The sequence below is a fragment of the Variovorax sp. CF079 genome (assembly GCF_900101545.1).
Classification (GTDB): domain Bacteria; phylum Pseudomonadota; class Gammaproteobacteria; order Burkholderiales; family Burkholderiaceae_C; genus Variovorax.
In genome coordinates this window covers 160,392-183,986 of record NZ_FMZU01000015.1, presented here as the reverse complement: position 1 = coordinate 183,986, position 23,595 = coordinate 160,392, and the positions used below count along the sequence as shown (strand labels likewise).

The window sequence follows — 23,595 nt, the reverse complement described above, 5'->3', positions numbered from 1 at the left end:
CCGACCCGTCCCCTGACTTGAACGATGACTTTCGGCCCCCTGCGCACAACTCGCGCAGAGGGCGTTTCTGGCTGCTCACGGTGGCTGCCGTGCTCACCCTCGCCGCGACCGTTTCGCTGGGTCGCTGGCAGCTCTCCCGCGCCGCGCAAAAAGAGGCGCTGCAGGCGGAAATCGATGCGCAGAAGAATCTTCCGCCGATCGATCAGCAGGCCTTCCTCGCGCTCGACAAGGCCACGTCGGCCTTGCACCGGCCGGTGCGCCTGCGCGGGCTCTGGCTGGCGCCGCACACGGTCTACCTGGACAACCGCCAGATGCATGGCGTGCCCGGCTTCTACGTGCTCACGCCCTTTGCCGTCGAGGGCAGCGAGCAGACCGTGCTGGTGCAGCGCGGCTGGGTGCAGCGCAATTTCAATGACCGGGCGCAACTCGCGCCGGTCGACACGCCAGCCGGCCTGGTCGAGGTGACCGGCAGGATCGAGCCACCCCCCTCGCACCTCCTTGACCTGGGCAAGGCCGCACCGGGGGCGCCGGCGCAGCCCGGCGCGGGGTCTTCGCCCATCCGGCAGAATCTCGATCTTGAAGCGTTCCGCGCCGAAACCGGTTTGCCCCTGCGGACCGATGTCTCGCTGCAGCAGGCCGGGCCGGATTCCGAGGGCTTGCAGCGCGACTGGCCGGCTCCCGCGCTGGGTGTCGAAAAGCACTACGGCTATGCGTTCCAGTGGTTCGGGCTCGCGACCCTCGTGGTATTCCTCTATGTCTGGTTTCAATTCATCGCCCCCTACCGCCGCGCGCGCCGTTTCCGCCGCAGCTGACGAGCCGCTCGGCCTGACCGTGCACTCGATGCCGTCGCCGCGCCAGGCCCTGGACGGCGCGGAAGGGCGTCGGACCGTGATCGGCCGCTGGAAGATGATCCTGGTCATGCTGTGCTGCGCGGCGCCGGTGATCGCTTCGTACTTCACCTACTACGTGATCCGGCCCGAGGGCCGGCGCGTCTACGGCGAACTCGTCGATCCGCAGCGCAGCCTGCCCGACCTGGTCGCGACCTCGCGCGATGGTGCGCCCGTGCGCCTGTCGACGCTCAAGGGGCAGTGGCTGCTGGTCGCGGTGGGGGATGCGGGCTGCGATGCGCTGTGCGAGCAGCAGCTCTATCTGCAGCGCCAGTTGCGGGAAAGCCTGGGCCGCGAAAAGGATCGGCTCGACCGCGTCTGGCTCGTGAGCGACGCCGCGCCCGTCCCCGAGCGCCTGAACAACGGCTTGCATGGCGCGACGGTGCTGCGCGTGCCGGCGACGCAATTGGCGCAGTGGCTGGCGCCAGCCTCCGGCCACGCGCTGGCGGAGCACCTGTATGTGGTCGATCCCATCGGCAATTGGATGATGCGTTTTCCCGCCCGCATGGATGCGGCCGGCGCCAGCCGGGCCAAGCGCGATCTCGATCGGCTCCTGCGCGCCTCCGCGTCGTGGGACGAGCCGGGCCGCTAGCCGATCATCATGGAAACGAGCTCGCTCTACGACCTCACGCCGATCGCCTGGCTCATGGGCGTCGGGGTGCTGCTCGCCCTCGGTCCGCTCGCCTGGGTCTGGCGGCGCAACACCGGTGCCGGCCCGGCCCGGCGGCTCTACGCCTTGACCGTGCTCACGCTCTTCCTGACCTTCGATCTCACGCTGTTCGGTGCCTTCACGCGGCTCACCGATTCGGGCCTGGGCTGCCCCGACTGGCCCGGTTGCTACGGCAATGCCAGCCCATTCGGCGCCAGCCACGACATCGCGATGGCCGAGGCCGCGCAGCCGACCGGCCCGGTGACACACAGCAAGGCATGGGTGGAAATGGTCCATCGCTACCTGGCCACCGGCGTCGGCGTGCTGATCCTCGCGCTGGCCGTCGCCACCTGGCGTGCGCGCTGGCGCCAGCGGCACGACGCGCAGCATGCGCGCGAACGGCCGCTCAGTGCCTGGTGGCCGGCCGCGACCCTGGTCTGGGTCTGCCTGCAGGGCGCCTTCGGTGCATTGACCGTGACCTGGAAGCTCTATCCCGCCATCGTCACGCTCCACCTGCTGGGCGCCGTCGTGCTGCTGGCGCTGCTGTGCATCCAGGCCGTGCGCTACCGGCAGGCGGCGGCGGAACGGCTGCCCACGGCCGTGCCGCCGATGCTGCGCACGCTGTTGATCGCCGTGACCGCGTTGCTCGTGCTGCAGATCGCGCTCGGCGGCTGGGTCAGCACCAACTACGCGGTGCTCGCCTGCACCCAGTTCCCGATCTGCCAGAACAGCTGGTGGCCGCCCATGAACTTCACGCAGGGCTTCCAGATCTGGCGCTCGCTCGGCGAGTCGGCCAACGGCACGCCGATCGACTTCGCAGCGCTGACTGCCATTCACTACGTTCATCGGCTGATGGCCTACCTGGTGTTCGTCGCGCTCGGCGTGCTGGTCTGGCAGCTGCGCCGCATCGCGCCGCTGCGCGTGCAGGCGAAATGGCTGGCCGGCCTGGCGCTGTTGCAGCTCGCGACCGGCCTCGGCAACGTGCTGCTCGGATGGCCGCTGGTGGCGGCCGTTCTTCATACCGGTGGCGCCGCTGCGCTCGCGGTGGTGCTGACCTGGGCGCTGTGCGAAAGCCGGGCCGAGCGCGCAGCCGTGCCGGCGGGCACTCGCGCCCCCCGCGGCAAGATGGAGGTCGCATGACCACGCCTGCATCGATCCACAGCCCGAGCACCGCCAGCGTCCTGCGCCAGTTCTATGCGCTGACCAAGCCGCGCGTCGTGCAGCTGATCGTGTTCTGCGCACTCATCGGCATGGTGCTCGCAGTGCCCGGCGTGCCCGGCCTGGCCGAATTGCAGCGCGGCGCGCTGGCCTGCATCGGCATCTGGCTGGTGGCCGGCGCGGCGGCGGCCTTCAACTGCCTGGTCGAGAAGGGCATCGATGCGAAGATGAAGCGCACGGCCTGGCGGCCCACCGCGCGCGGCCAGCTGAGCGACCGGCAGGCGCTGGTGTTCTCGGCCGCGCTGTGCGCTGCCGGCTCGGCCGTGCTGTGGTTCGCGGTGAACCCGCTCACGATGTGGCTGACCTTCGCGACCTTCGTCGGCTATGCCGTGGTCTACACCGTGATCCTCAAGCCGCTGACGCCGCAGAACATCGTGATCGGCGGCGCTTCCGGCGCGATGCCGCCGGTGCTGGGTTGGGCTGCGATGACGGGCGAGGTCGGGCCCGAGGCGCTGATCCTCTTCCTCATCATCTTCCTGTGGACGCCGCCGCACTTCTGGGCGCTGGCGCTCTACCGCGTCGAGGACTATCGCAAGGCCGGCCTGCCGATGCTGCCGGTGACGCACGGCAACGAGTTCACGCGGCTGCAGGTGCTGCTCTATACCTTCATCCTCTTCGCCGCCTGCCTGATGCCTTTCATCTACGGCATGAGCGGATGGCTGTACCTGGCGGTCGCCATCGGGGTGAGCATCGGCTTTACCGGCTACGCCTTCGCGCTGTGGCGCAACTACTCCGACGCGCTGGCGCGCAAGACCTTCCGTTTTTCACTGATCCATCTGAGCGTGCTGTTCGCAGCGCTGCTGATCGACCACTACCTGCGATGAACGAACTCATGAACAAGCGGCATGCACTTCGGTTGATGGCCTGGACCGGCCTCGCGGCGGCGGTGGGGTTGAACCTCGCGGCATGCTCGGAGAAAAAGCCCAGCTTCAATGCCGTGGACATCACGGGCGCCGACTACGCCAAGGGCTTCTCGCTGACCGATGCCGACGGCAAGCTGCGCACCCTGGCCGACTTCAAGGGCAAGGTCGTGGTGCTGTTCTTCGGCTATGCGCAATGCCCCGACGTCTGTCCGACGACCATGAGCGAGATGGCACAGGTCAAGCAGCAGCTGGGCGCCGACAGCGACAAGCTGCAGGTGCTGTTCGTCACGGTCGATCCGGAGCGCGACACGCCGGCGGTGATGAAGGCCTACATGGGCGCCTTCGATCCGGCCTTCGTCGCGCTGATTCCCACGCCCGAGCAGCTGCCGGCATTGGCGAAGGACTTCAAGGCCTACTACAAGAAGGTCGAAGGCAAGACGCCGACCAGCTACTCCATGGACCACTCGGCGGCCAGCTTCGTCTACGACACCGAGGGCCGGCTGCGACTCTATGCGCGCTACGGCGCGGGCGTGCCGGCGATGGTGTCGGACGTGAAGGCGCTGCTCAAGTCCTGACCGGACGCTGTCGAAGCAATGAAAAAGCCCGGCGAAGGCCGGGCTTGATCGGGATCGAAGAGCGCCTCAGGCGAAGTCTGCCAGCGCCTTCTTCATCTTCTTCATGGCCGCCACCTCGATCTGGCGAATGCGTTCGGCGCTCACGCCGTACACCGCGGCCAGGTCGTGCAGCGTCATGCCGCCCGAGCCGTCGTCGTTGACCTTGAGCCAGCGCTCTTCCACGATGCGGCGGCTGCGCTCGTCCAGCGCTTGCAGCGCGGTCGAGATGCCGTCGGTCGACAGACGGTCGCGTTGCCGCGATTCGAGCTGGGCGGTGGGCTCCTGCGTGGCGTCGGCCAGGTAGGCGATGGGGCCGAAACCGTCGTCGCCGTCGTCCGAGGGGCTCGGATCGAGCAGCACGTCGCCGCCGGACAGGCGCGTTTCCATCTCCAGCACTTCTTCGGGCTTCACGTTCAGGCGGGTCGCCATTTGCGAGACTTCGTCCGCGCTCAAGGTGTCGCGGTGCGTGTCGCCGTCGCCGGCGGCCGAGTCGGCCTTGAAGCTCTGCTTCATCGAGCGCAGGTTGAAGAACAGCTTGCGCTGAGCCTTGGTCGTCGCGACCTTGACCATGCGCCAGTTCTTCAGGATGTACTCGTGAATCTCGGCCTTGATCCAGTGCATCGCGTAGCTGACCAGCCGCACGCCCTGATCGGGGTCGAAACGCTTCACGGCCTTCATCAGGCCGACGTTGCCTTCCTGGATCAGGTCGCCGTGCGGCAGCCCATAGCCCAGGTACTGGCGGGAGATCGAAACCACGAGGCGCAGGTGCGAGAGGATCAACGCGCCCGCAGCTTCGAGATCGTTGTGGTCGCGCAAACGGCGCGCGAAACCTTGCTCTTCCTCGAGCGTGAGCAAGGGCAAGCGGTTGGCTGCCGAAATGTAAGCGTCCAGGTTACCCAGCGGAGGCACCATCGACCACGGATTGGCGACGGCAAGCTGGTTGGCAGACGCTCCGGACAGTGTTGTCATTGGGGGGAACTCCTTCGTTGGCGGGCATATTAGCACTCGGTTTGAGGGAGTGCTAAGCTTAGGGTTCCCACCCATTTCCAATGGGGTTGATAGGCACAGCCTATTCCAACGCCGTCCTCATTTGGATGGGACGGTGTCTGATCCGGGTGACCGGGAAAGGTTTCCCGTCTACCAGCGCAGGCCGAGCCGCAAGAAGAGGCGCGACAGCACGAACAAGGGGCCGACCCAGAGGTACTGGATGTCCTCGAAGAAGGACGGCTTCTTGCCTTCGATCTTGTGGCCGATGAACTGGAAGATCCACGCCACGACGAAGATGACGGCGGAAACCGGCAACACAAGGTCTCCCATCGCATGCACCACGGCCAGCAGCAGCACCGTGCCGATCAGCATCGTGGCCAGGAAGGCCGGTGAGCGCAGCGTCGCGTAGTAGACCAGGCTGGCCGCGACGAAGGCGTAGGCCACCCAGGGGTGCAGCGCGAACAGCAGGCCGACGATGCTGAACATGATCGCGGGAATGGCGACCATGTGGATCGCCTCGTTGGTCGGGTTCTGGTGGCTTTCGCCGTAGTGGGCAAGCAGGCGGTCGACCTTGCGGTCGGTGCCGGTCAAGGGCGTGTCGGCGATGTGCATGGCAGTCTCCTGGCGGGCTCTGCGGCCCCGAAAGATGATGCCAGAAGCAGGGCCGCGGACGCTAGCCCATCAGGGCCTGGGCAAATTCGCGCGCCTTGAAGGTCTCCAGGTCCTCCAGCTTCTCGCCGACGCCGATGAAATAGACCGGAATCGGCCGCTCCCGGGCGATGGCGCACAGCACGCCGCCCTTGGCCGTGCCGTCCAGCTTGGTGATGACGAGGCCCGTCAGGCCCAGCGTCTCGTCGAAAGCCTTGACCTGGGCCAGCGCGTTCTGCCCGGTGTTGCCGTCGATCACCAGCAGCACCTCGTGCGGCGCGCTCGCGTCGGCCCGGTTGACGACGCGCTTGATCTTCTTCAGCTCGTCCATCAGGTGCAGCTGCGTCGGCAGCCGGCCGGCGGTGTCGACCAGCACCACATCCTTGCCGCGCGCCTTGCCGGCATTGACCGCATCGAAGCTCACGGCCGCCGGGTCGCCGCCTTCCTGGCTCACGATCTCGACCGTGTTGCGGTCGGCCCAGACCAGCAGCTGCTCGCGCGCCGCCGCCCGAAAGGTGTCGGCCGCGGCCAGCAGCACGGAAGCGCCCTCGTTGGCCAGGTGCTTGGTGAGCTTGCCGATCGAGGTGGTCTTGCCGGCGCCGTTGACGCCGGCCACCATGATCACGGTCGGCGTGTGCTCGCCGATCACCAGCGATTTTTCCAGCGGGCGCAGCAGGTCCGCGATGGCGTCGGCCAGGAGCAGCTTGACCTGCGAGGCTTCGGTCGCCATGCTGCTCTTGACGCGGCGGCGCAGATCCTCGAGCAGGTGCTCGGTGGCCTTGACGCCGGTGTCGGCCATCAGCAGCGCGGCTTCGAGCTCCTCGTAGAGCGCGTCGTCGATCTGCGCATTGACGAAGGCCGCGGTGATGCTGTTGCCGGTCTTGCGCAGGCCGGTCTTGAGCTTGCCGAGCCAGCCGCTGCGCTGCTCGGCCTCGGCTGGGGGCGTTTCGATGGGCGGTGGTGCGGGCGCGGCAGCAGGGGCTGGCGGCGGCTCGTCGGCAGACGGCTTGCCGCCAAACCAGCTCGAGGGCGAAAAGACCGACTTGGCGGGCGGCGGCGGCTCGGCAGGCAGTGGGGCCGGCGAAGCCGCAGGTGCCAGGGCAGGGCTCTCGGCCGGCGGTTTTTTCTTGAAGAAACTGAACATTTGGGGGGTTTTTACAATCCGAGCCATTCTATGAAACACCCCTCGCCACGCCGCGCTGCGTCTGGTGCGGTGCTGGCCTCGGTGCTGTTCGCGCTGCCGATCCTGCCTGCACTTGCGCAGCAAACCCTGCCGGCCGCCTCCGTCCCTGCCCAAGCCCGACAGTTCACCCTCGCCAACGGCATGACCCTGATCGTCAAGCCCGACCGGCGCGCGCCGACCGCGGTGCAGATGCTCTGGGTGCGTGTCGGCTCGATCGACGAGGTCGACGGCACCTCGGGCGTGGCACACGTGCTCGAACACATGATGTTCAAGGGCACCAAAGAACTGAAGGCCGGCGAGTTCTCGCGCCGCGTCGCCGCGCTCGGCGGGCGCGAGAACGCCTTCACCACGCGCGACTACACCGGCTACTACCAGCAGATCCCGGCCGACAAGCTGGAGCAGGTGATGAAGCTGGAGTCCGACCGCTTCGCGAACAGCCAGTGGCCGGACGACGAGTTCAAGCGCGAGATCGAGGTCGTCAAGGAAGAGCGCCGCTTGCGCACCGACGACCAGCCGCGCGCCCTGCTCGGCGAGCAGCAGAACGCCGCCGTCTTCATCGCCTCGCCCTACCACCGGCCCATCGTCGGCTGGATGAGCGATCTCGATGCAATGACGCCGGCCGATGCGCGCGCCTTCTTCCAGCGCTGGTACGTGCCGGCCAACGCGGCCGTGGTGGTGGCGGGCGATGTCGACGTCGAGAAAGTGCGCGCCATGGCCGAGAAGTACTACGGCCGCATTCCGAGCCGCGCGGTGCCCGAGCGCAAGCCCCGCATCGAACCCGCGCAACGCGGTATCCGCCGCATCGAGTTCAAGGCGCCGGCCGAGCAGGCCTACGTCTCGCTCGCCTTCCGCGTGCCGCAGATACCGGCCACCGACCAGTTCGACGGTGCGAGCGATTCCTATGCGCTGGTGGTGCTGTCCGCGGTGCTCGACGGCTACCCCGGTGCGCGGCTCGACCGCGCGCTGACGCAGGGTCCGGACCGCGTGGCCGATTCGGCCGGCGCGTACGCGGGCTTCGTCGGCCGCGGCCCGCAACTTTTCGTGCTCGACGGCGTGCCGGCCGCGGGCAAGAGCGCGGAAGCGGTCGAGGCCGCGCTGCGCGCGCAGGTAGCGCTGATCGCGCGCGAGGGCATCGGCGCGGCCGAGCTGGCGCGCGTCAAGACCCAGTGGGTAGCGAGCGAAACCTACAAGCTCGATTCGGTGATGTCGCAGGCGCGCGAACTCGGCAGCAACTGGATTCAGGGCCTGCCGCTCGACGCCAGCGCACGCATCATCGCGCGGCTGCAGGCCGTCACTGCCGAGCAGGTGCAGGCGGTGGCTGCCAAGTACTTCGGCGACGAACAGCTGACCGCCGCCGCATTGCGGCCGCTGCCGCCCGAGACGAATCGCCGCCCGCGCGGCTTTGCAGCGCCGGCCGGCGAGCTGCGCTGAAAGGGTTCCGCTTCATGCTGTCTCTCAAGAACAAGACTCTGCTGAGCGCCGTGCTGGCGGGCGCATCGGTCCTCTTCGGCGCCTCCGCCCAGGCCGCCATACCGATCGAGCATTGGGCGCTGCCCAACGGCGCGAAGATTTATCTCGCCGCCACCAACGCCTTGCCGATCGTCGATGTGCAGATCGATTTCGACGCCGGCAGCCGGCGCGATCCGCCCGCGCAGGCCGGCCTGGCGGGCGTGACGGCCGGCATGGTCGAGAAGGGTATTCGCGCGAGCAGGCGTCCCGCTGCCGGGCCGCCCCAAAGCGGGACAGCCCCCTCGGGGGGCAGCGAGGACACGTCAGTGCTGAGCTTGGGGGCCTATGACGCGGCGATGGACGAGAACGCGCTCGGCGAAGCCTGGGCCGATCTGGGCGCGAACTTCGATGCCAGCGCAGGCTCCGACCGCATGAGCTTCTCGCTGCGCACGCTGTCCCAGCCAGCATTGCTCGACAAGGCGGTGCGATTGGCCTCGCGCGAAATCGGCGAACCGGCCTTTCCCGAAGACGTGTGGAAGCGCGAGCGCGAACAGCTCAACGCGTCGATCCGCGAAGCCAACACCAAGCCCGCGACCATCGCCGGCCGCGCCTTCTCGCAGGCGGCCTACGGCACGCATCCCTATGGCCAGGACACGACCGAGGCCACGTTGGCGCAGATCGACGTCGCCACGATGCGCCAGCGCTACGAGCAGCTCATCCTGCCTTGCCGCGCCAAGCTCAGCATCGTGGGTGCGGTCACGCGCGCGCAGGCGGAGGCTATCGCAACCACGCTGTTGTCGCGCCTGCCCATGGCGACCGAGCCCGGCGGCTGCACCGCGTTGCCGCCCGTGCCGCAGGTCGCCGCGCTCGCCGCGGCGAAGGACGAACGCCTGCCTTTCGATTCGGCGCAGGCGCACGTGTGGATCGGCCAGCCCGGCTACCCGCGCAGCGACCCGGACCATTTCGCGCTCACGCTCGGCAACTACGTCCTCGGCGGCGGCGGCTTCGTTTCGCGCCTGACCGAGGAGGTGCGCGAGAAGCGCGGCCTGGCCTACAGCGTCTACAGCAGCTTCTCGCCGGGGCTGCACGCGGGCGCCTTCCGCATCGGCTTCCAGACCCGCCCCGACCAGGCCGCGGAAGCGGTGAAGGTCGCGCGCGAGGTGCTCGCGAAGTTCGTTGCCGAGGGACCGACCGCGGTCGAACTCAAGGCTGCCAAGGACAACCTGATCGGCGGTTTCCCGCTGCTGCTCGACAGCAACCGCAAGCTGCTCGGCAACGTGTCCAACATCGCGTGGAACGATCTGCCGCTCGACTATCTCGACACCTGGACCGCGCGCATGAATGCGGTCACCGCGGCCGACATCAAGGCCGCATTCGCGCGCAAGCTGCAGCCCGAGCGGATGGTGACGGTGGTGGTAGGCGGCAAGCCTTGAGGGGCAAGAGCTCATGCGTGGCTGACGTTAAGCTGTGCGCGTGAAAGCCATAGCCCGAACCACACCCCCTGCATCGCCCAAGCTCGCGAAGGCGCCCCGCGCCATCCGTATCATCGGCGGCCAATGGCGGCGCACGCGCCTTGCCGTGGCCGACAAGCCCGGCCTTCGCCCAACGCCCGATCGCGTGCGCGAGACGCTGTTCAACTGGCTTGCGAGCCTGGCGAGCGCCGGCGGCGGCGAGCTGCCGGGCTGGCATTGCATCGACGCCTTCGCCGGCACCGGCGCACTGGGCCTCGAAGCCGCATCGCGCGGCGCCGCTTCGGTGCTGCTGTGCGAGCAGGACGCGGCGCTGGTGGCGCAACTGCAGACATTGAAGACCAAGCTGGCGGCTGAAGCGGTGCAAATCGAGCGCGGCAACGGCGTCACCGCGCTGGAACGCGCGCCGGCCGGCAGCGCACATGCGGTCTTCCTCGATCCGCCCTTCGAGAACGCGGCGCTGTACGAGCCCGCGCTGCGCGCCGCCGCGCGTGCCCTGCAGCCAGGGGGCGTGATCTATCTCGAAGCCGCTCGTCGCTGGAGCGACGAGGAACTGGCCGCGCTGGGGCTCGCGGCCTATCGCTATCTCAAGGCCGGCGCGGTGCATGCGCATCTCCTGATACTTGCGACTGACAGCACTGCATAATCCGCCGGATCAGGCCGCATCAACTGCATGAGGAGGAAGCCACCATGTCCAGCAACGTGATCGCGGTATACCCCGGCACCTTCGACCCCATGACGCTCGGTCATGAAGACGTGGTGCGCCGAGCGACCCAGCTGTTTTCCAAGGTCATCGTCGCGGTGGCGGCCGGCCATCACAAGAAGGCCTTGTTCACGCTGCAGGAACGCATGGACATGGCGCGCACGGCGGTTCAGCCGTACAGCGACCAGGTCACCGTGGAAAGCTTTTCGGGACTCCTGCGCGATTTCGTCGTCGCGCGGGGCGGCAAGGCCATGGTGCGCGGCCTGCGCGCGGTGACCGACTTCGACTATGAGTTCCAGCTCGCCGGCATGAACCGTTCGCTGATGCCGGATGTGGAAACAGTGTTCCTGACGCCCAGCGACAAGTACCAGTTCATCTCGAGCACCTTCGTGCGCGAGATCGCGATGCTTGGCGGCGAGGTCGACAAGTTCGTTTCGCCCAACGTCCAGGACAGCCTGATGGCCAAGGTGCGGAGCCTCGGCCGCGAATGACGCCGCCCCGTCTCCATGCGCTGGGTGACGCCGCACTGCTGTGCGAACTCCCCGCACCGGCGACGCTGGCACAGCAGCAACAGATCTGGGCATTGGCCACCGAAGCGTTGCAGTGGCGCGGCGTCCACGAAGTCCTGCCCGGCATGAACAACCTGAGCCTGCTGTTCGATCCGGAGCAGATCGATGCTGCCGAGCTCGAGATGCAGGTGCTTTCCGCGTGGCCGCAACTGGCCGCGACCTCGATCCAGGGGCGCGAGATCGAGATTCCGGTCGCCTATGGCGGCGAGGCCGGCCCTGACCTCGCCGACGTGGCTGCGCACACCGGTCTGACGCCGGCCGAGGTCGTGCGGCGCCACAGTGCCGGCGAATACATCGTCTACCTGCTCGGCTTCCTGCCGGGCTTCGCGTTCCTGGGCGGGCTGCCGCCCGAGCTGGCGACGCCGCGGCGTGCCGAACCCCGCGTCGCGGTGCCGGCCCGCTCGGTCGGCATCGGCGGCGAGCAGACCGGCATCTATCCGCTGGTGTCGCCGGGCGGCTGGCAACTGATCGGGCGGACCTCGCTCGAGCTCTTCGACCCGCGCGCGGAGGAGCCGACCCTGCTGCGCCCTGGCGACCGCGTGCACTTCCTCGTGGAAAGCCTCGACGCGTGATGTCGAGCGCCTTCCTGACGATCCTGCGCCCCGGCATGCTGGCCTCGGTGCAGGACCTGGGCCGCTACGGCCATCGCCAGCAGGGCATCTGTCCGGGCGGCGCGCTCGATGTGCTGGCCCTCACGCTGGCCAACCGGCTGGTCGGCAATGCCGACGGCGCGGCCGGCCTGGAGCTCACGATGGGCGGCTGCGAAATCCGGTTCGAATCGCCCACCCGCATCGCCCTGGCCGGCGATGACTTCGGCGCCCGGCTCGACGGTGCGCCGCTGTGGCCCTGCTGGAGCGTTCCCGTGGCGGCGGGCCAGGTGCTCAAGCTGGGCGGTGCCAACCAGTGGAGTTCCAAGGAAGGGCTGCGCAGCTGGCTGGCGGTGGCGGGCGGCATCGATGTGCAGCCGGTCCTCGGCTCGCGCAGCACCGACTTGAAGGCCGGCTTCGGCGGCCATCTGGGCCGGGCGCTGAAGAAGAACGACCGGTTGCCCCTGGGCGTGCCGGCCCTGGATGCGCCACAGATGGCGCGCCGCGCCTTCGGTTTGCGCGCGCCCGAGTGGGAGCACGACGACGACGGCGCGCTGGTGCTGCGCGTCATGCCCGGCCCCGAGTTCGAGCAGTTCACCGTGGCCTCGCGCGAACTGCTGTGGCGTGAGCCCTGGCGCACCACGTCGCAGAGCAACCGCATGGGCAACCGGCTCGAAGGCCCCGAGCTCAAGCGTAAGCGCAGCGCCGACATGCTGTCCTCGGCGGTGATCCCCGGCACGATCCAGGTGCCGCCCTCGGGCCAACCGATCATCCTGATGGGCGATGCGCAGACCACCGGTGGCTATCCGCGCATCGGCGTCGTCATCCGGGCCGACCTCTGGAAGCTCGCGCGGGCGCCGCTCAACGGCCGGCTGCGGCTCGCGCCGGTCGATGCGGCAGCGGCGCTGGAAGCCTGGGCCGATCAGCAGCGCTACCTGGCGCAGGTGGCGCAAGCCCTGGCGTCTGCAGGCTGGCGCACGACAGCGCAAAATTCCCCCAAGGAAGCCCATGAACCCCCACGCTCATCACTTCGTGTATTCGCTGCCCCCTGAGGCGGCTCTGCGGGAGGCATGACCATGCAGATTGACCTCAACGCCGACCTCGGCGAAGGCTGCGACAACGACGAAGCGCTGCTTCGCCTCGTGAGCTCGGCCAACATCGCCTGCGGCTGGCATGCGGGCGATGCCAAGACCATGCGCCAGTGCGTGCGCTGGGCCATCGCCAACGGCGTGGCCATCGGCGCGCATCCCAGCTTCCCGGACCGCGAGAACTTCGGCCGCAGCGAAATGCAGCTGCCGCCCGAAGAAATCGTTGCCGGCGTGCTCTACCAGGTCGGCGCGCTGGCGGCGATCGTCAAGGCCGAAGGCGGCACGCTGGCGCACGTCAAGCCGCATGGTGCGCTCTACAACCAGGCGGTGAAGGACCCGGTGCTGGCCGAGGCGATCTGCGAAGCGGTGCGGCGCTTCGACCCTGGCCTGCGCTTCTTCGGGCTTGCGGGCAGCGGCATGATCAGCGCCGCCGAGCGCGCCGGCCTGAAGCCGGTGGAGGAAGTGTTCGCCGACCGCGGCTACATGCCCGACGGCAGCCTGGTGCCGCGCAGCCGGCCCGGCGCCCTGATCGAGGACGAAGAGCAATCGTTGGCGCAGACGCTCTCCCTGGTGCGCGATCACAAGGTGACCGCCATCGACGGCACGGTGGTCGACGTCAATGCGCAGACGGTTTGCCTGCATGGCGACGGCGCGCATGCGTTGGAGTTTGCGAAGCGCATCCGCGAGCGCCTCGCGACCGAGGGCATTGCTGTCGCTGCCACGGTCTGACTTCGTCGCGCGCCGTGAACGTGTTGCTGACCGGCTTCGAGCCCTTCGACAAGGAAGCTCTCAATCCTTCGTGGGAGGCGGTGCGCGCGCTCGACGGTTGGTGCTGCGAAAGCGCCGTGGTGCATGCGCGCCGCATCTCCTGCGTGTTCGGCGCGGCGCTCACCGAGCTCGATGCCGCCATCGACGAACTGCGGCCGCAACTGGTGCTCGCCATCGGCCAGGCCGGTGGCCGCAGCGAGATCACGCCCGAGCGCGTCGCGATCAACATCGACGATGGCCGCATCTGCGACAACGCGGGCTGCCAGCCGATCGACGAGCCCGTGGTGGCGGGCGCGCCGGTCGCCTATTTCTCGAGCCTGCCGATCAAGGCCATGGTGCGCGATCTGCGCGCTGTAGGCATCCCGGCCGCGGTCTCGAACACGGCCGGTACCTTCGTCTGCAACCACCTGTTCTTCGGCCTCATGCACCGCATCGCGACGCGGCCGGTGCCGGGCATGCGCGGTGGCTTTATCCACACCCCCTATCTGCCGGAGCAGGCGGCGCGTTTTCCGGGCGCACCGAGCATGGCGCTCGACACCGTGATCGCGGCGCTGCGCATCGCGGTCGCCACATCGCTCGCGGTGCGCGAGGATGTGCGCGAAACGGGCGGGCAGTTGAACTAGGCTCTTGCCAACAGAAGGCGCTCGAGCCACGGAATCAGCGCGGCGTTGACGAAGGCGGGCTTTTCCATGGTCAGCATGTGCCCGCATTCCTCCACCCACACGAGTTCGGCAAGCGGCACGGTCTGCGCGATTTCCCGCGAGCATTCGGGCGGCGTCAAGCGATCGCTGTCGCCGCAGACCACGAGCACGGGGCAGCGTAAGGAGGGCAGATGCGGGCGCGCATCGGGGCGCTGCATCAGCGCGCGGTTCTGGCGAATCAACTGCTGCGCGCCGGCATCGAGCACGAGCTCGACATAGCGCTGCACCAGCGCCTTGTCTCCGGCCTGCGTCGGGTGAAAGGCGAAGCCCGCGTTGAATTCGATCACGTCGCGCGCCTCACCACGCTCGAAGAGCTCGATCGCCGATTCGCGCAGCTTGTACATGTCCGGCGTTTCCGGCCGCGCATTGGTGCCGAGCAGCGCGAGCCCCGCGATGCGCTCGGGCGCCTGGCGCGCGGCCTCCAGCGCGATCATGCCGCCCATCGAGGCACCGCAGAGGATCAGCGGGCCGGCATGCTCGCGCAGCACGGCTTCGGCCATGGTTTCGATGCGCTCGTGGCGCATGTGAGCGTCGCTCACATGCACGTCGAGCGTGGCGGGCAGGGCAGGCAGCTGCGCCTCCCAGAGGCGCTCGTCGCAGGCGAGGCCGGGCAACAGGACAAGACGGGACATCGGTGGATTCTCCGCGAAGAAACGGCTGCCTACATGCTGACATCTGCTGCGAGGAGAATAGAGGCCAGACCATGTTCACCGAAATCATCCTGATCCGCCACGGCGAAACCGACTGGAATCGCGAACTCCGCTTTCAAGGCCACATCGACGTCCCCCTCAACGACCTTGGCCATGAGCAGGCACGCCGGCTCGGGCTGCGGCTCGCAGGCGAGCCGGTGCAGCACCTGATCAGCAGCGACCTGATGCGCGCGCAGCAGACGGCGGCGCCGGCCGCGCGCCAGCTCGAACTCGAGATCCTCACCTCGGCCGCGTTGCGCGAGCAGCACTTCGGCATCGTCGAAGGCATGCGCGCCGACGAGATCCAGAGCCTGCATCCGCGCGCCTGGGAAGACTGGCTCCAGTTCCGCGAAGACCATGCCATGCCAGAAGGCGAGTCGGCGCGCCAGTTCCACGCGCGCATCATCGAGGCGCTGGGCCGCATCGCCGGCGCCCATGCGGGACAGAAGGTGCTGGTGGTGACGCACGGCGGCGTGCTCGACATGGTCTGGCGCACCGCGCGCGGGCTGGGCTTGAACGGGCCGCGCCAGAGCGAGATTCCCAATGCGGGCTTCAACCGCATCCGCATGGCCGACGCCGCGGCGCCGGAACAGATCGAGATCGTCGACTGGGCCGACACGCGACACCTGGCCGATCTGCCCCCGCAGCCCACCTACGACCAGAGCCGCCATCTCAAGAAGTCATGAGCGCCCGTTGTCGCCGCACCCATTGCGCTGGAGCACCGGCAGCAACTGCGGCCCGAACGACTTCAGCAACTGGACCGGCAGCGCGCTCGTGAAGCGGTAGCGCGCGGCGTGGGGCTCGCGCACGTACGCCAGGATCGTGCCGTAGTAGCGATCGCCGATCATGAAGACGAAGGTGGCCGAGCGGCCGATCTTGCGCTCGGCGATCACCTGGCCGCCGCGCCCCCTGAGTTCGTAGCGATGGTCGCCGGTGCCGGTCTTGCCGCCGATCTCGATCGCGCGGCCGTCTGCGCCCACGAGCGCACCCTTCAGGCGCCGTGCCGTGCCTTCGCGCACCACCGAGAACAGCGCCCGCCGCGCCGTCGCGGCCACCTCGGGCGGCAGCACCTGCAGGGCGGCCGGGCCACGCTGTTCGAGCCGGCTCTCGTAGGGCGTGTCGCGTGCGAAGTGCAGTGCGCCAACGCGCTGCACCGGCCGCCGTGCGCCGTCGTTGACCAGGATGCCCATCAGTTCCGCCAGCGCCGCGGGCCGGTCGCCCGATGCGCCGATCGCGCTCGCGTACGAGGGCGTCAACGACGCGAAGGGGTAGCCCAGGCGCTGCCATGAGCGATGGACCTGCGCGAAGGCGTCGCGCTCGAGCAGCTCGCGGATGCGCCGGTCCTGCGCGCTCTTGTGGCGCGTCTTGAAGAGCCAGGCATAGACCTCCTGGCGCTCGCGCGCGCTGGCGTCCAACGCCTGGGCCAGCGTCGCGTGCGGCTGCTGCCGCAGGAAGCCGACCAGCCAGAGCTCGAGCGGATGCACGCGGGCCACGTAGCCGCGGTCGGCGAGCGACAAACCGGCATAGGTGTTGCGCAGCGCACGCAGTGCGCGCGGCGAGCCGGCACCGCGGCCGAGCTTGCGCGCGAGCAGTTCGTCGAGCTGCGCATCGCCGGCTTCGGGTTCGATCGTGAACAGCACGCTCGCGAGGCGCGGCGCCGATGGCCGCACGCCGCGCAGCAGCAGCGCTTCGGCCTCGGCCGCCGACTTGCCCTTGTACTTGCGATGAAAGCGCGCGAGGTAGGCCGAGCCCTCGTTGTCGGCGAAGCGCGCAAGCATCTCGCGGCGGCGCGGGTCGGCCGGATCCTGCAGCAGGCGCTGGCCGTCGGTGGCTTCGCCGAACATCCGGTGGTACACGATGTCGCGCATCAACCGGATGAATACCAGGTTGACCGAATGATTGAAAGCTTCCTGCACGGTCATCGAAGCGGCGGCGTGCGTGCGATCGAAGTTCTCGAAGCGATGCAGGCCGCCGCCGGTGAAGAAGGCCTCGCCTTCGCTCGCCGAGTAGCGGCGCTGCATTGCAGCCTCCAGCATCGGTGCAAGGCTGCGGTCCTTGGCGCGCAGAAGGTACTGCCGTGCCCACGTGCCGAGCGGATCGCGATCGCTGGGCTTCAGCGCGGAGAGCGCGGGCGCGTCGAGCCCGACCCAGCGTTCGTGCAGCTCGGCGACCAGTTCGAGGTAGCTGACCAGCGTGCGCAGCTTGGCCGTCGAGCCGAGATCCAGCCGGGCGCCCTGGTTCACATCGAAGGGCTGGTCGATGTTGTCGGCCTGAACGCGCAGCAGGTTCGCGTGCGCGCCGCGCTCATACAGCGTGAAGCTGTAGATCAGCGGGCTGAGATTCGCGCCCGGATCCAGCCGGTGATCGCCGATGAGCCCTGCCGACTTCGCCGCGGCGGGCGTGCGCAGCCTGGTCAGCGCGTGGATGGCAAGCGCCTGGGCCTCGTTGTCGAGGCTGGTTTCCGCTTCGAGGTCGAGGCGTTCGAGGTCGTAGGCACGCGGCACATCCAGCAGCGTGGACACATGGGTGCGCAACGCGTTCACCGCCTTGCGTTGCACGAAGTCCGGGCGCGGCGCCGCCGGCAACTCGGCCTGCTGCTGCAGCGGGACTGCCAGCGCGGCATCGCGCAGCGCGGGCGCGATGATGCCCGCATCGCCCATCAGCCGCAGGTAGCTGTCGGTGAGCCCTGTCAGGCCCTCGCCGTTGCCGAGCAGATGCTGCGAGGGACGACGCTGCGCGATCATCAGCGACAGCGCCTGCTTGAACGCCACGGCCTGGCGGCGCAGCGCCTCGTCCGAGGGCGCCGTCTCTCCGCCGGTGTCGGCCAGCAGACGATTGACTTCGCCGAACTCGCGCCCGTACCAGGTCCACAGGCCATCGCCCAGGCCATGCACTTCGCCGAATCCCGGGCGTGCCGCCAGGGGCACGGTGTCGAGGTAGTCGACGACGATCTGGCGGCGCCGTGCCAGCGTGTCGTCGCCGTCCTGGTAGGCACGCAGCGAGGCCGATGCCATCTGGCGCAGCTTGTCGCCGACCGAGGCCGTGCGACCCCCAGGCGAATGGCGGTACTTCTCGATCTGCGTGGCCAGCGTGCTGCCGCCGGAGGCCGGGCGCGTGACGTCGAGCGCCCGGTGCATCTGTTCGAGCGCGGCTTTCGCGAAGCGCTCCGGATCGATCGCGGGGTTGCGCTGCGGCGGCTGGGCATCCAGCAGATGGCGATCCTCGACGAAGAGCAGGGCATTGACCAGGAGCGGCGGCACCTCCTCGAAGCGTTCGTACACGCGCTGCGGCACGCGCGTGCGCAGCAGCGTCTGGGCGCGGCAGTCGCTCACCGTCAGGCCGGCCTGGTTCTTCTCGCGGTAAGGCCCGAAAAGCCCGCGTTCGTGCAGCTCGATCAGCCGCGGCGACATGCGTGCCTGGCGGGTCAGCACATAGCCCTGGGCCTGCAGGCGCTCGATGTAGTTGGGCAGCTGGCGGTAGCCCAAGCGCTCGTCGTAGGGTCCGCTATGGGGAAAACGGATGGCGGCGCTGGCGCCGGCATCGACGCTGAAGCGCGCGTCGCGGGCATAGTCGTGCCACAGCGCCGATTGCAGCCGCGAGGTCTTGAGCTCGTCCACGGCGAATGCGACGAGCGCAGCCACCCCGGCGAGCGCCGCGCCGAGCCAGAAGACCGTTCTGAACCTTGCCACGCTCTGCCTCGCAATGAGCCCGTACCGTGGGTTCGTCAGCATGAATGATGCTCCTTTCGGCGCTATTTGGCATAGCTCCCTAGGCCGGAAACTCGGCTGCCAAGCGCGGCTCCAACGGATGCCGGCGCCTTATTGCCGGCTGGAGGTACAGACCATGATGCAACTCAAGCATTGGCAAGACCCGGTCAACGGTGCGCTGGGTGTCTGGTTGGCTCTTTCGCCCTGGATCCTGGGCTACACCGGCGAGGCTGCTGCCATGCCGAACGCAGTGATCGTCGGCGTGGCGCTCATCGCCGCGGCCTTCGGCGCCATGCTGCTCCCCCAGGCCTGGGAAGAGTGGGTCGAAGCGGCACTGGGGCTCTGGCTGATGGCGTCCCCCTGGGTGCTCGGCTTCAACGCCCATGGCGACGCCATGCTCACGGCGGTCATTACCGGCCTCGTGGTCCTGGTGCTGGCGTTGTGGACGCTCCTGACCGACAAGGACTACAGCCGCTGGTGGCACGACCGGACCGCGCACTGACGGGGTGACCCCGCGTGCGGATAGCGCTCAGGCGGGATCTTTCGCCGCCGGCGCCCACCTGCCCGCCGCCCGCAAGCCCAGCGCGGTGTAGACCGCATCGGCCTGCCGGCGCAGGCGCAGCGATTCCGGCTGCCCGTTGACCTGCTGCTGCAGGATGCCTTGGGCACCGGCCATCGCGGCCTCGATGCCGCTGCGGATCAGCGCGTCGAGGAAGACCTGCTCGAACAGGTCGCGCTGCGCATGGCTGCCGCCAATCTCCATCAGGCGCGGGAGCGCCTGCCCCATCGATTCGATCGTTGCCCCGAAGTCGCCACGCGCATGGGCAAGAAGTCCATGCGCCGCGGGCACGCAGACGCGCTGCCAGGCGGCACGCGTCGAGGCCGGCGCACGCGGTGCGTAGGCCTCGATGTTGCGCAGCAAGGCCTCGGCCTCGGGCCGTCCGGCGCGAGCCAGGCCGTAGAGGTACTGCAGATCGAGGAAGGGCAGCACGTGGTCGTTGAGCCGCTGCGCGAGGTAGGCGGCCAGGTCCTGCCAGCGTTCGCCCACATCGATGCCCGCGAGCTCGAAGCGCGCGAGCAGCGATACCGCGCCGATCTGGTCCTGCGAATAGTCCTTGACCACACCCCACACCTCCCGGTCGTAGACGGCGAGTGCCTCGTCGTCCCTGCCCAGGTCGATCAGGAACAGCGCCACGTGCCACCAGTTGTGCGTGACCATGAAGGAGTTGAGCTCGACCCAGGTGCCGCTCACCTCCTGCATGAAGGCCAGGCCCTCGGCGAGCCGGCCCTCGGTCAGCATGACGTGGCCGAGCGCATGGTGCGCCCAGGGCTCCTTGCGTTCCATCGCGATCGCGCGGCGCGCGCTGGCTTCGGCCTCGCGCATCAGGTGGCACTGCTCGTAGCCGAAGGCAGCCATGCCGTGCAGATAGGGCACATCGGCGGCCGCGGGGAGCGCCGCCAGCGCGAGCCGCAGCATGCCGGGGCAGTCGCCGGTGTTGAAGCAGTGGTACTGGCCGAGCTTGAGCGAGGCCAGGTCGCGCGGATGTTCGCGCGCCTGCTCCTGGTGCAGCGCGATCGCGCGCGCGATGTCGCCATCCGCCCACGCCGCGACGGCCGCGATGTAGCGCTGCTCGCGCGAGCTGGCGCGCGCTGCGCCGGCCCGCGCGCGTTCGAGAAAGGGGCGCGCGTTGGAGGCGGCGTCCCGCGATTCGGCAAACAGGTGCAGCGTTGCGCAATAGGCCTGCACGATCGGGCTCTCGTCCTGCGCGGCGGCCAGCACGTCGACTGCGCGCGCCTCGCAGGCAATGAAGCCTTCGACGAAGTCGTTGACCGCGCGCAGGCTGGCGGCGTCTGTCAAGCTGACCGGGTTGCCGAGGCTGTCTTGCATGAAGCCTATTTTGCCGCGCGGGCGCCGCCGGGCCGCCCCAAGGCGGGCCGCGCCTCCCCCTCGGGGGGGCGAAGCACACGGAGTGGCAAGCCGGGGGGCTTCTCACACCCCGGCCTGCTGGTGCCTGTACTCCTGTGTGAGGCCACCGTAGCCGTAGGCCGCGGCGCGCGCGTCGATCAGGTGCACATACGACACCTCGTGCAGGTTCTTGCGCAGCGCCGCCATCGCGGCGTGGATCTCGCGCAAATAGCGGGCCTTCTCCGCCTTGGTGTTGGTCTCGTCCGTGATGCTGATGTCCAGGTGGAAGGCCGACTTGCCGAGCTCGGCCAGCGATCGGCCGCCTACGAACCAGGCGTCATCTGCGATGTACTGCACCGCGACGGCGATCACCGGCAGCTTCTTGCCGAGCACGGTCTGGGTCAGTTCGGTCACCGTGTCGACGGTGCGGCGGGTGAGCTGGGCGTCGGGCTGGCCGGAGAGATGAATGACGATGTGAGGCATGGTTCTTTCCTTTTCAGTGGTTGGTGCTGCCATTGTGGAAAGATCGATGACATCGGAAAAGCGGGAAGATATGATGCTTGTCATCTGTTTTACGAATGGATAGAGCCAATGCAGACCTTCGACCTCGAGCAGCTGAGAACCTTCGTCGCCGTCACCGAAGCGGGCAGCCTCACGGCAGCGGCGCCGCAGGTCTTTCTCTCGCAGTCCGCCGTCAGCGAGCAGATGCGCAAGCTCGAGGAGCGCGCCGGCCAGTCGCTGCTGACGCGCAGCAAGGCCGGCGTGGTGCCCACGGCAGCGGGCATCCGTTTGCTGGCGCATGCGCATCGGCTTCTGGCACTCTCCGACGAAGCCTTCAGGGACATGCGCGGCGAGACGCTGCAGGGCGAACTGCGGCTTGCGGTCACCGACTATTTCAGGCCGGGCGATCTGACCCGGCTGTTGAGCCGCCTCGGCGAGAGCTATCCGCAGGTGCGTTTGCACGTGAGCATCCTCAAGAGCGGCGCGATCGAGGCCGGGTATGCGAAGGGCGACTTCGACGTCGGCCTGTCGATGCGCATCACCGGCACGCCGGGCGCCGCGGCCAGGTCGGATGCGCCGGTGCTGTGCCGCGAGTCGCTGGCGTGGATGGGCGCGGCCGGCCTGCGCATCGCACGCGGCGAGCCGCTGCGCCTGCTGGTCTTGCCCGACACCTGCTCGCTGCACCAGTTCACGGTGCAACTGCTGCAGAAGCGGCGCGTGCCCTATGCGGTGGCCCACGTGGCTTCGGGCGTGGCCGGCCTGCAGTCGGCACTGGCGGCCGGATTGGGCGTGGCCTGCCTCAACGAATCGGCGCTGTGCGAGGGCGTGGCGCGCCTGCCGCCACCGCATGGCCTGCCGGCGCTGCCGCGGGTGGCCTTCCATTTCCTGCCGGCCCGGCGCGGCGAATCCGATTTCGTCGCGCGTGCGCGTGAACTGCTGGCTTCGCACCTCGGCTGAGGTGCGGGCCGGCAGCGCCAAGCTCAGGCGCCGGGCGGTTCCGGCCAGGGCCGCTGCGGCTCGCGGATCAGTTCGAAGGCACGCGAGATCTTGAGTACGCCGAGATCGTCGAAGCGCTGCCCCGCGATCTGCAACCCGATCGGCAAGCCTTCGCTGGTGTAGCCGCAATTGATCGACGCGGCCGGCTGCTCCGACATGTTGAAAGGCACGGTGAAGCCGATGTGCTCGAGCGGCCGCAGCGGGTCGTTGGTGGGCGAGGGCAGTTCGGCGGCTGCCGGGGAGTTCGGCGCGGTGGGCGAGATCACGTAGTCGAAGCTTGCGCAGGCCGCCACCGCCGCGACGCGCGTCGCATGGAACTGGCTGAAGGCACGGAACACGTGTTCGCCGCTGAAGGCCGCTGCGCTCTCGGCCCATTCGCGGATGTAGGGCAGGACCTTCGTGCGCTGCGCGGGCGGGAGCGCGTTCATGTCCACCAGCGAGCGCATGCGCCACAGGTGGTCCATGCCGTCGAGCATGGCCTGCGACATGAAGGGCTGCATCGGCTCGACGATGGCGCCGGCCTGCTCGAAGAGGCGCGCCGCATGCTCGACCGCCGCGCGGATCTCGGGCTCGACCGCGAGGCCGCAGCCGGCATCGAGCAAAAGGCCGATGCGCAGGCCGCGCAGGTGATCCGCAGCGACATCGAACTCGGACCACGCGATGTCCTGCGCCGGCAGGCTCATGCTGTCGCGCACGTCGGGCCGGGCCAGGGCTTGCATCATCAGTGCGGCATCGGCAACGCTGCGCGTCATCGGGCCGGCCGCACGGCCCATGTAGGGCGGATCGATCGGGATCCGGCCCAGGCTGGGCTTGAGCGTGAAGATGCCGCACCAGCCGGCCGGCAGCCTGAGCGAGCCGCCGATGTCGGTGCCGATGTGCAGCGGGCCGTAGCCTGCGGCCGCTGCGGCACCTGCGCCGGCGCTCGATCCGCCCGGGGTCTTGCGCAGGTCCCAGGGGTTGCGTGCCAGCGTGTGGAAGCTCGAGAGGCCGGAGGACAGCATCCCATAGTCGGGCATGGTGGTCTTGCTCACGATCACCACGCCGGCTTCCTTGAGGCGAGCGGCCGGCGGCGCATCGGCCGCGGCGGGACGCAGTTCGACGGCAGCCGTGCCGGCCGGCATCGGATCGCCGCGCGTCGCGATGTTCTCCTTGATCGTCGTCGGTACGCCGTCGAGCGGGCCGAGCGGCTCGCCGCGCCGCCAGCGCTCTTCCGAAGCGCGCGCCTGTTCGAGCGCGGCTTCGGGGCGCAGCAGCCAGGTGGCCTGCAGATGGGGCTCCCAGCGCGCGATGTGATCGAGCACGGCTTGCGTGACTTCGACCGGCGAGAGGCTGGCGTCGCGGTAGGCGGTGGCGAGTTCCTGTGCGGACAGGTCGTACAGGCGGGTGCTCACTCGGCAGCCTCCGCGCTGCGCG

24 protein-coding genes are annotated in these 23,595 nt (G+C 68.8%); 16 read left to right on the top strand and 8 right to left on the bottom strand.

Annotation, left to right across the window (positions count from 1 at the left end; translation table 11 throughout):
- Nucleotides 1-89: 89 nt before the first annotated feature.
- Genes BLS74_RS20930 through BLS74_RS20910 form a run of 5 tightly spaced genes read left to right on the top strand, consistent with a single transcriptional unit; the run spans nucleotide 90 to nucleotide 4,192 of the window.
- The gene (locus BLS74_RS20930) at nucleotides 90-812 is read left to right on the top strand and encodes an SURF1 family protein (protein ID WP_093109095.1); all 723 of its coding nucleotides are present in this window, start codon (nucleotides 90-92) and stop codon (nucleotides 810-812) included.
- Nucleotides 754-1,479: an SCO family protein gene (locus BLS74_RS20925; RefSeq protein WP_093109056.1), complete on the top strand. Its 726-nt coding sequence runs from the start codon at nucleotides 754-756 to the stop codon at nucleotides 1,477-1,479. Before BLS74_RS20930 ends, BLS74_RS20925 begins: the two co-directional genes overlap by 59 nt.
- Nucleotides 1,480-1,485: 6 nt before the next feature.
- Nucleotides 1,486-2,676, top strand: coding sequence for a COX15/CtaA family protein (locus BLS74_RS20920; protein ID WP_093109055.1), 1,191 nt, complete (start codon nucleotides 1,486-1,488; stop codon nucleotides 2,674-2,676).
- A complete protein-coding gene (gene cyoE, locus BLS74_RS20915; protein ID WP_093109054.1) occupies nucleotides 2,673-3,578 on the top strand; it encodes a heme o synthase in 906 nt (301 codons plus the stop codon). The genes BLS74_RS20920 and cyoE overlap by 4 nt, the downstream gene beginning before the upstream one ends.
- Before the next feature lie 8 nt (nucleotides 3,579-3,586).
- Entirely contained in the window at nucleotides 3,587-4,192 is a 606-nt protein-coding gene (locus BLS74_RS20910; RefSeq protein WP_093109094.1) for an SCO family protein, read from the top strand.
- Between the two features lie 66 nt (nucleotides 4,193-4,258).
- Here the strand turns inward: BLS74_RS20910 and rpoH are convergent, their stop codons facing one another.
- The 3 genes from rpoH to ftsY all read right to left on the bottom strand — a co-directional run bounded on the left by rpoH (nucleotide 4,259) and on the right by ftsY (nucleotide 7,010).
- Nucleotides 4,259-5,200, bottom strand: coding sequence for an RNA polymerase sigma factor RpoH (rpoH, locus tag BLS74_RS20905; protein ID WP_093109053.1), 942 nt, complete (start codon nucleotides 5,198-5,200; stop codon nucleotides 4,259-4,261).
- A 168-nt stretch (nucleotides 5,201-5,368) separates the two neighbouring features.
- Entirely contained in the window at nucleotides 5,369-5,830 is a 462-nt protein-coding gene (locus BLS74_RS20900; RefSeq protein ID WP_093109052.1) for an Mpo1 family 2-hydroxy fatty acid dioxygenase, read from the bottom strand.
- A 61-nt stretch (nucleotides 5,831-5,891) separates the two neighbouring features.
- On the bottom strand, nucleotides 5,892-7,010 hold the full coding sequence (gene ftsY / locus BLS74_RS20895) for a signal recognition particle-docking protein FtsY (RefSeq protein WP_093109051.1): 1,119 nt from the start codon (nucleotides 7,008-7,010) through the stop codon (nucleotides 5,892-5,894).
- Nucleotides 7,011-7,040: 30 nt separating this feature from the next.
- Here ftsY and BLS74_RS20890 point away from each other — a divergent pair, with 30 nt between their 5' ends.
- Genes BLS74_RS20890 through pcp form a run of 8 tightly spaced genes read left to right on the top strand, consistent with a single transcriptional unit; the run spans nucleotide 7,041 to nucleotide 14,305 of the window.
- Nucleotides 7,041-8,480, top strand: a complete 1,440-nt coding sequence (locus BLS74_RS20890; RefSeq protein ID WP_093109050.1) for a M16 family metallopeptidase — start codon at nucleotides 7,041-7,043, stop codon at nucleotides 8,478-8,480.
- A gap of 14 nt (nucleotides 8,481-8,494) precedes the next feature.
- Nucleotides 8,495-9,931, top strand: a complete 1,437-nt coding sequence (locus BLS74_RS20885) for a M16 family metallopeptidase (protein WP_170855671.1) — start codon at nucleotides 8,495-8,497, stop codon at nucleotides 9,929-9,931.
- A 49-nt stretch (nucleotides 9,932-9,980) separates the two neighbouring features.
- A complete protein-coding gene (locus BLS74_RS20880) occupies nucleotides 9,981-10,613 on the top strand; it encodes an RsmD family RNA methyltransferase (protein ID WP_244503946.1) in 633 nt (210 codons plus the stop codon).
- A 44-nt stretch (nucleotides 10,614-10,657) separates the two neighbouring features.
- Nucleotides 10,658-11,161 (top strand): pantetheine-phosphate adenylyltransferase, encoded by a 504-nt coding sequence (coaD, locus tag BLS74_RS20875; RefSeq protein WP_093109048.1) that lies wholly within the window; start codon nucleotides 10,658-10,660, stop codon nucleotides 11,159-11,161.
- Entirely contained in the window at nucleotides 11,158-11,811 is a 654-nt protein-coding gene (gene pxpB, locus BLS74_RS20870) for a 5-oxoprolinase subunit PxpB (protein WP_093109047.1), read from the top strand. Before coaD ends, pxpB begins: the two co-directional genes overlap by 4 nt.
- Complete coding sequence (locus BLS74_RS20865; protein WP_093109046.1) at nucleotides 11,811-12,878, top strand: 5-oxoprolinase subunit C family protein; 1,068 nt, start codon at nucleotides 11,811-11,813, stop codon at nucleotides 12,876-12,878. Before pxpB ends, BLS74_RS20865 begins: the two co-directional genes overlap by 1 nt.
- A 24-nt stretch (nucleotides 12,879-12,902) precedes the next feature.
- Nucleotides 12,903-13,643, top strand: coding sequence for a 5-oxoprolinase subunit PxpA (pxpA, locus tag BLS74_RS20860; protein ID WP_093109092.1), 741 nt, complete (start codon nucleotides 12,903-12,905; stop codon nucleotides 13,641-13,643).
- Nucleotides 13,644-13,663: 20 nt separating this feature from the next.
- Complete coding sequence (pcp, locus tag BLS74_RS20855) at nucleotides 13,664-14,305, top strand: pyroglutamyl-peptidase I (protein ID WP_093109091.1); 642 nt, start codon at nucleotides 13,664-13,666, stop codon at nucleotides 14,303-14,305.
- On the opposite strand, the gene BLS74_RS20850 is transcribed toward pcp, so the two are convergent.
- On the bottom strand, nucleotides 14,302-15,015 hold the full coding sequence (locus BLS74_RS20850) for an alpha/beta fold hydrolase (RefSeq protein ID WP_093109045.1): 714 nt from the start codon (nucleotides 15,013-15,015) through the stop codon (nucleotides 14,302-14,304). The genes pcp and BLS74_RS20850 overlap by 4 nt on opposite strands.
- A gap of 71 nt (nucleotides 15,016-15,086) precedes the next feature.
- Here BLS74_RS20850 and BLS74_RS20845 point away from each other — a divergent pair, with 71 nt between their 5' ends.
- On the top strand, nucleotides 15,087-15,758 hold the full coding sequence (locus BLS74_RS20845) for a histidine phosphatase family protein (protein WP_093109044.1): 672 nt from the start codon (nucleotides 15,087-15,089) through the stop codon (nucleotides 15,756-15,758).
- On the opposite strand, the gene BLS74_RS20840 is transcribed toward BLS74_RS20845, so the two are convergent.
- The gene (locus BLS74_RS20840; protein ID WP_244503944.1) at nucleotides 15,753-18,803 is read right to left on the bottom strand and encodes a transglycosylase domain-containing protein; all 3,051 of its coding nucleotides are present in this window, start codon (nucleotides 18,801-18,803) and stop codon (nucleotides 15,753-15,755) included. The two genes, BLS74_RS20845 and BLS74_RS20840, sit on opposite strands and share 6 nt — an antisense overlap.
- A 112-nt stretch (nucleotides 18,804-18,915) precedes the next feature.
- On the opposite strand from BLS74_RS20840, the gene BLS74_RS20835 reads away from it, so the two are divergent.
- Complete coding sequence (locus BLS74_RS20835) at nucleotides 18,916-19,281, top strand: SPW repeat protein (protein WP_093109043.1); 366 nt, start codon at nucleotides 18,916-18,918, stop codon at nucleotides 19,279-19,281.
- A 27-nt stretch (nucleotides 19,282-19,308) separates the two neighbouring features.
- On the opposite strand, the gene BLS74_RS20830 is transcribed toward BLS74_RS20835, so the two are convergent.
- Complete coding sequence (locus BLS74_RS20830; protein WP_093109042.1) at nucleotides 19,309-20,667, bottom strand: tetratricopeptide repeat protein; 1,359 nt, start codon at nucleotides 20,665-20,667, stop codon at nucleotides 19,309-19,311.
- A gap of 102 nt (nucleotides 20,668-20,769) precedes the next feature.
- Nucleotides 20,770-21,168 carry a tautomerase family protein gene (locus tag BLS74_RS20825; RefSeq protein ID WP_093109041.1) on the bottom strand — a complete coding sequence of 133 codons (399 nt, stop codon included), beginning with the start codon at nucleotides 21,166-21,168 and terminating at the stop codon, nucleotides 20,770-20,772.
- Between the two features lie 108 nt (nucleotides 21,169-21,276).
- On the opposite strand from BLS74_RS20825, the gene BLS74_RS20820 reads away from it, so the two are divergent.
- Entirely contained in the window at nucleotides 21,277-22,143 is an 867-nt protein-coding gene (locus BLS74_RS20820; protein ID WP_093109040.1) for a LysR family transcriptional regulator, read from the top strand.
- A gap of 23 nt (nucleotides 22,144-22,166) precedes the next feature.
- Here the strand turns inward: BLS74_RS20820 and BLS74_RS20815 are convergent, their stop codons facing one another.
- On the bottom strand, nucleotides 22,167-23,573 hold the full coding sequence (locus tag BLS74_RS20815) for an amidase (protein WP_244503943.1): 1,407 nt from the start codon (nucleotides 23,571-23,573) through the stop codon (nucleotides 22,167-22,169).
- Nucleotides 23,574-23,595: the final 22 nt, after the last annotated feature.

What these genes read in the sequence shown, in the direction of transcription:
- BLS74_RS20925 (WP_093109056.1), top strand. Translation starts at nt 754, where the DNA reads ATGTCTGGTTTCAATTCATCGCCCCCTACCGCCGCGCGCGCCGTTTCC.
- cyoE (WP_093109054.1), top strand. Translation starts at nt 2,673, where the DNA reads ATGACCACGCCTGCATCGATCCACAGCCCGAGCACCGCCAGCGTCCTG.
- BLS74_RS20910 (WP_093109094.1), top strand. Translation starts at nt 3,587, where the DNA reads ATGAACAAGCGGCATGCACTTCGGTTGATGGCCTGGACCGGCCTCGCG.
- rpoH (WP_093109053.1), bottom strand. Translation starts at nt 5,200, where the DNA reads ATGACAACACTGTCCGGAGCGTCTGCCAACCAGCTTGCCGTCGCCAAT.
- BLS74_RS20900 (WP_093109052.1), bottom strand. Translation starts at nt 5,830, where the DNA reads ATGCACATCGCCGACACGCCCTTGACCGGCACCGACCGCAAGGTCGAC.
- ftsY (WP_093109051.1), bottom strand. Translation starts at nt 7,010, where the DNA reads ATGTTCAGTTTCTTCAAGAAAAAACCGCCGGCCGAGAGCCCTGCCCTG.
- BLS74_RS20890 (WP_093109050.1), top strand. Translation starts at nt 7,041, where the DNA reads ATGAAACACCCCTCGCCACGCCGCGCTGCGTCTGGTGCGGTGCTGGCC.
- BLS74_RS20885 (WP_170855671.1), top strand. Translation starts at nt 8,495, where the DNA reads ATGCTGTCTCTCAAGAACAAGACTCTGCTGAGCGCCGTGCTGGCGGGC.
- coaD (WP_093109048.1), top strand. Translation starts at nt 10,658, where the DNA reads ATGTCCAGCAACGTGATCGCGGTATACCCCGGCACCTTCGACCCCATG.
- pxpB (WP_093109047.1), top strand. Translation starts at nt 11,158, where the DNA reads ATGACGCCGCCCCGTCTCCATGCGCTGGGTGACGCCGCACTGCTGTGC.
- BLS74_RS20865 (WP_093109046.1), top strand. Translation starts at nt 11,811, where the DNA reads ATGTCGAGCGCCTTCCTGACGATCCTGCGCCCCGGCATGCTGGCCTCG.
- pxpA (WP_093109092.1), top strand. Translation starts at nt 12,903, where the DNA reads ATGCAGATTGACCTCAACGCCGACCTCGGCGAAGGCTGCGACAACGAC.
- BLS74_RS20850 (WP_093109045.1), bottom strand. Translation starts at nt 15,015, where the DNA reads ATGTCCCGTCTTGTCCTGTTGCCCGGCCTCGCCTGCGACGAGCGCCTC.
- BLS74_RS20845 (WP_093109044.1), top strand. Translation starts at nt 15,087, where the DNA reads ATGTTCACCGAAATCATCCTGATCCGCCACGGCGAAACCGACTGGAAT.
- BLS74_RS20840 (WP_244503944.1), bottom strand. Translation starts at nt 18,803, where the DNA reads ATGCTGACGAACCCACGGTACGGGCTCATTGCGAGGCAGAGCGTGGCA.
- BLS74_RS20835 (WP_093109043.1), top strand. Translation starts at nt 18,916, where the DNA reads ATGATGCAACTCAAGCATTGGCAAGACCCGGTCAACGGTGCGCTGGGT.
- BLS74_RS20830 (WP_093109042.1), bottom strand. Translation starts at nt 20,667, where the DNA reads ATGCAAGACAGCCTCGGCAACCCGGTCAGCTTGACAGACGCCGCCAGC.
- BLS74_RS20825 (WP_093109041.1), bottom strand. Translation starts at nt 21,168, where the DNA reads ATGCCTCACATCGTCATTCATCTCTCCGGCCAGCCCGACGCCCAGCTC.
- BLS74_RS20820 (WP_093109040.1), top strand. Translation starts at nt 21,277, where the DNA reads ATGCAGACCTTCGACCTCGAGCAGCTGAGAACCTTCGTCGCCGTCACC.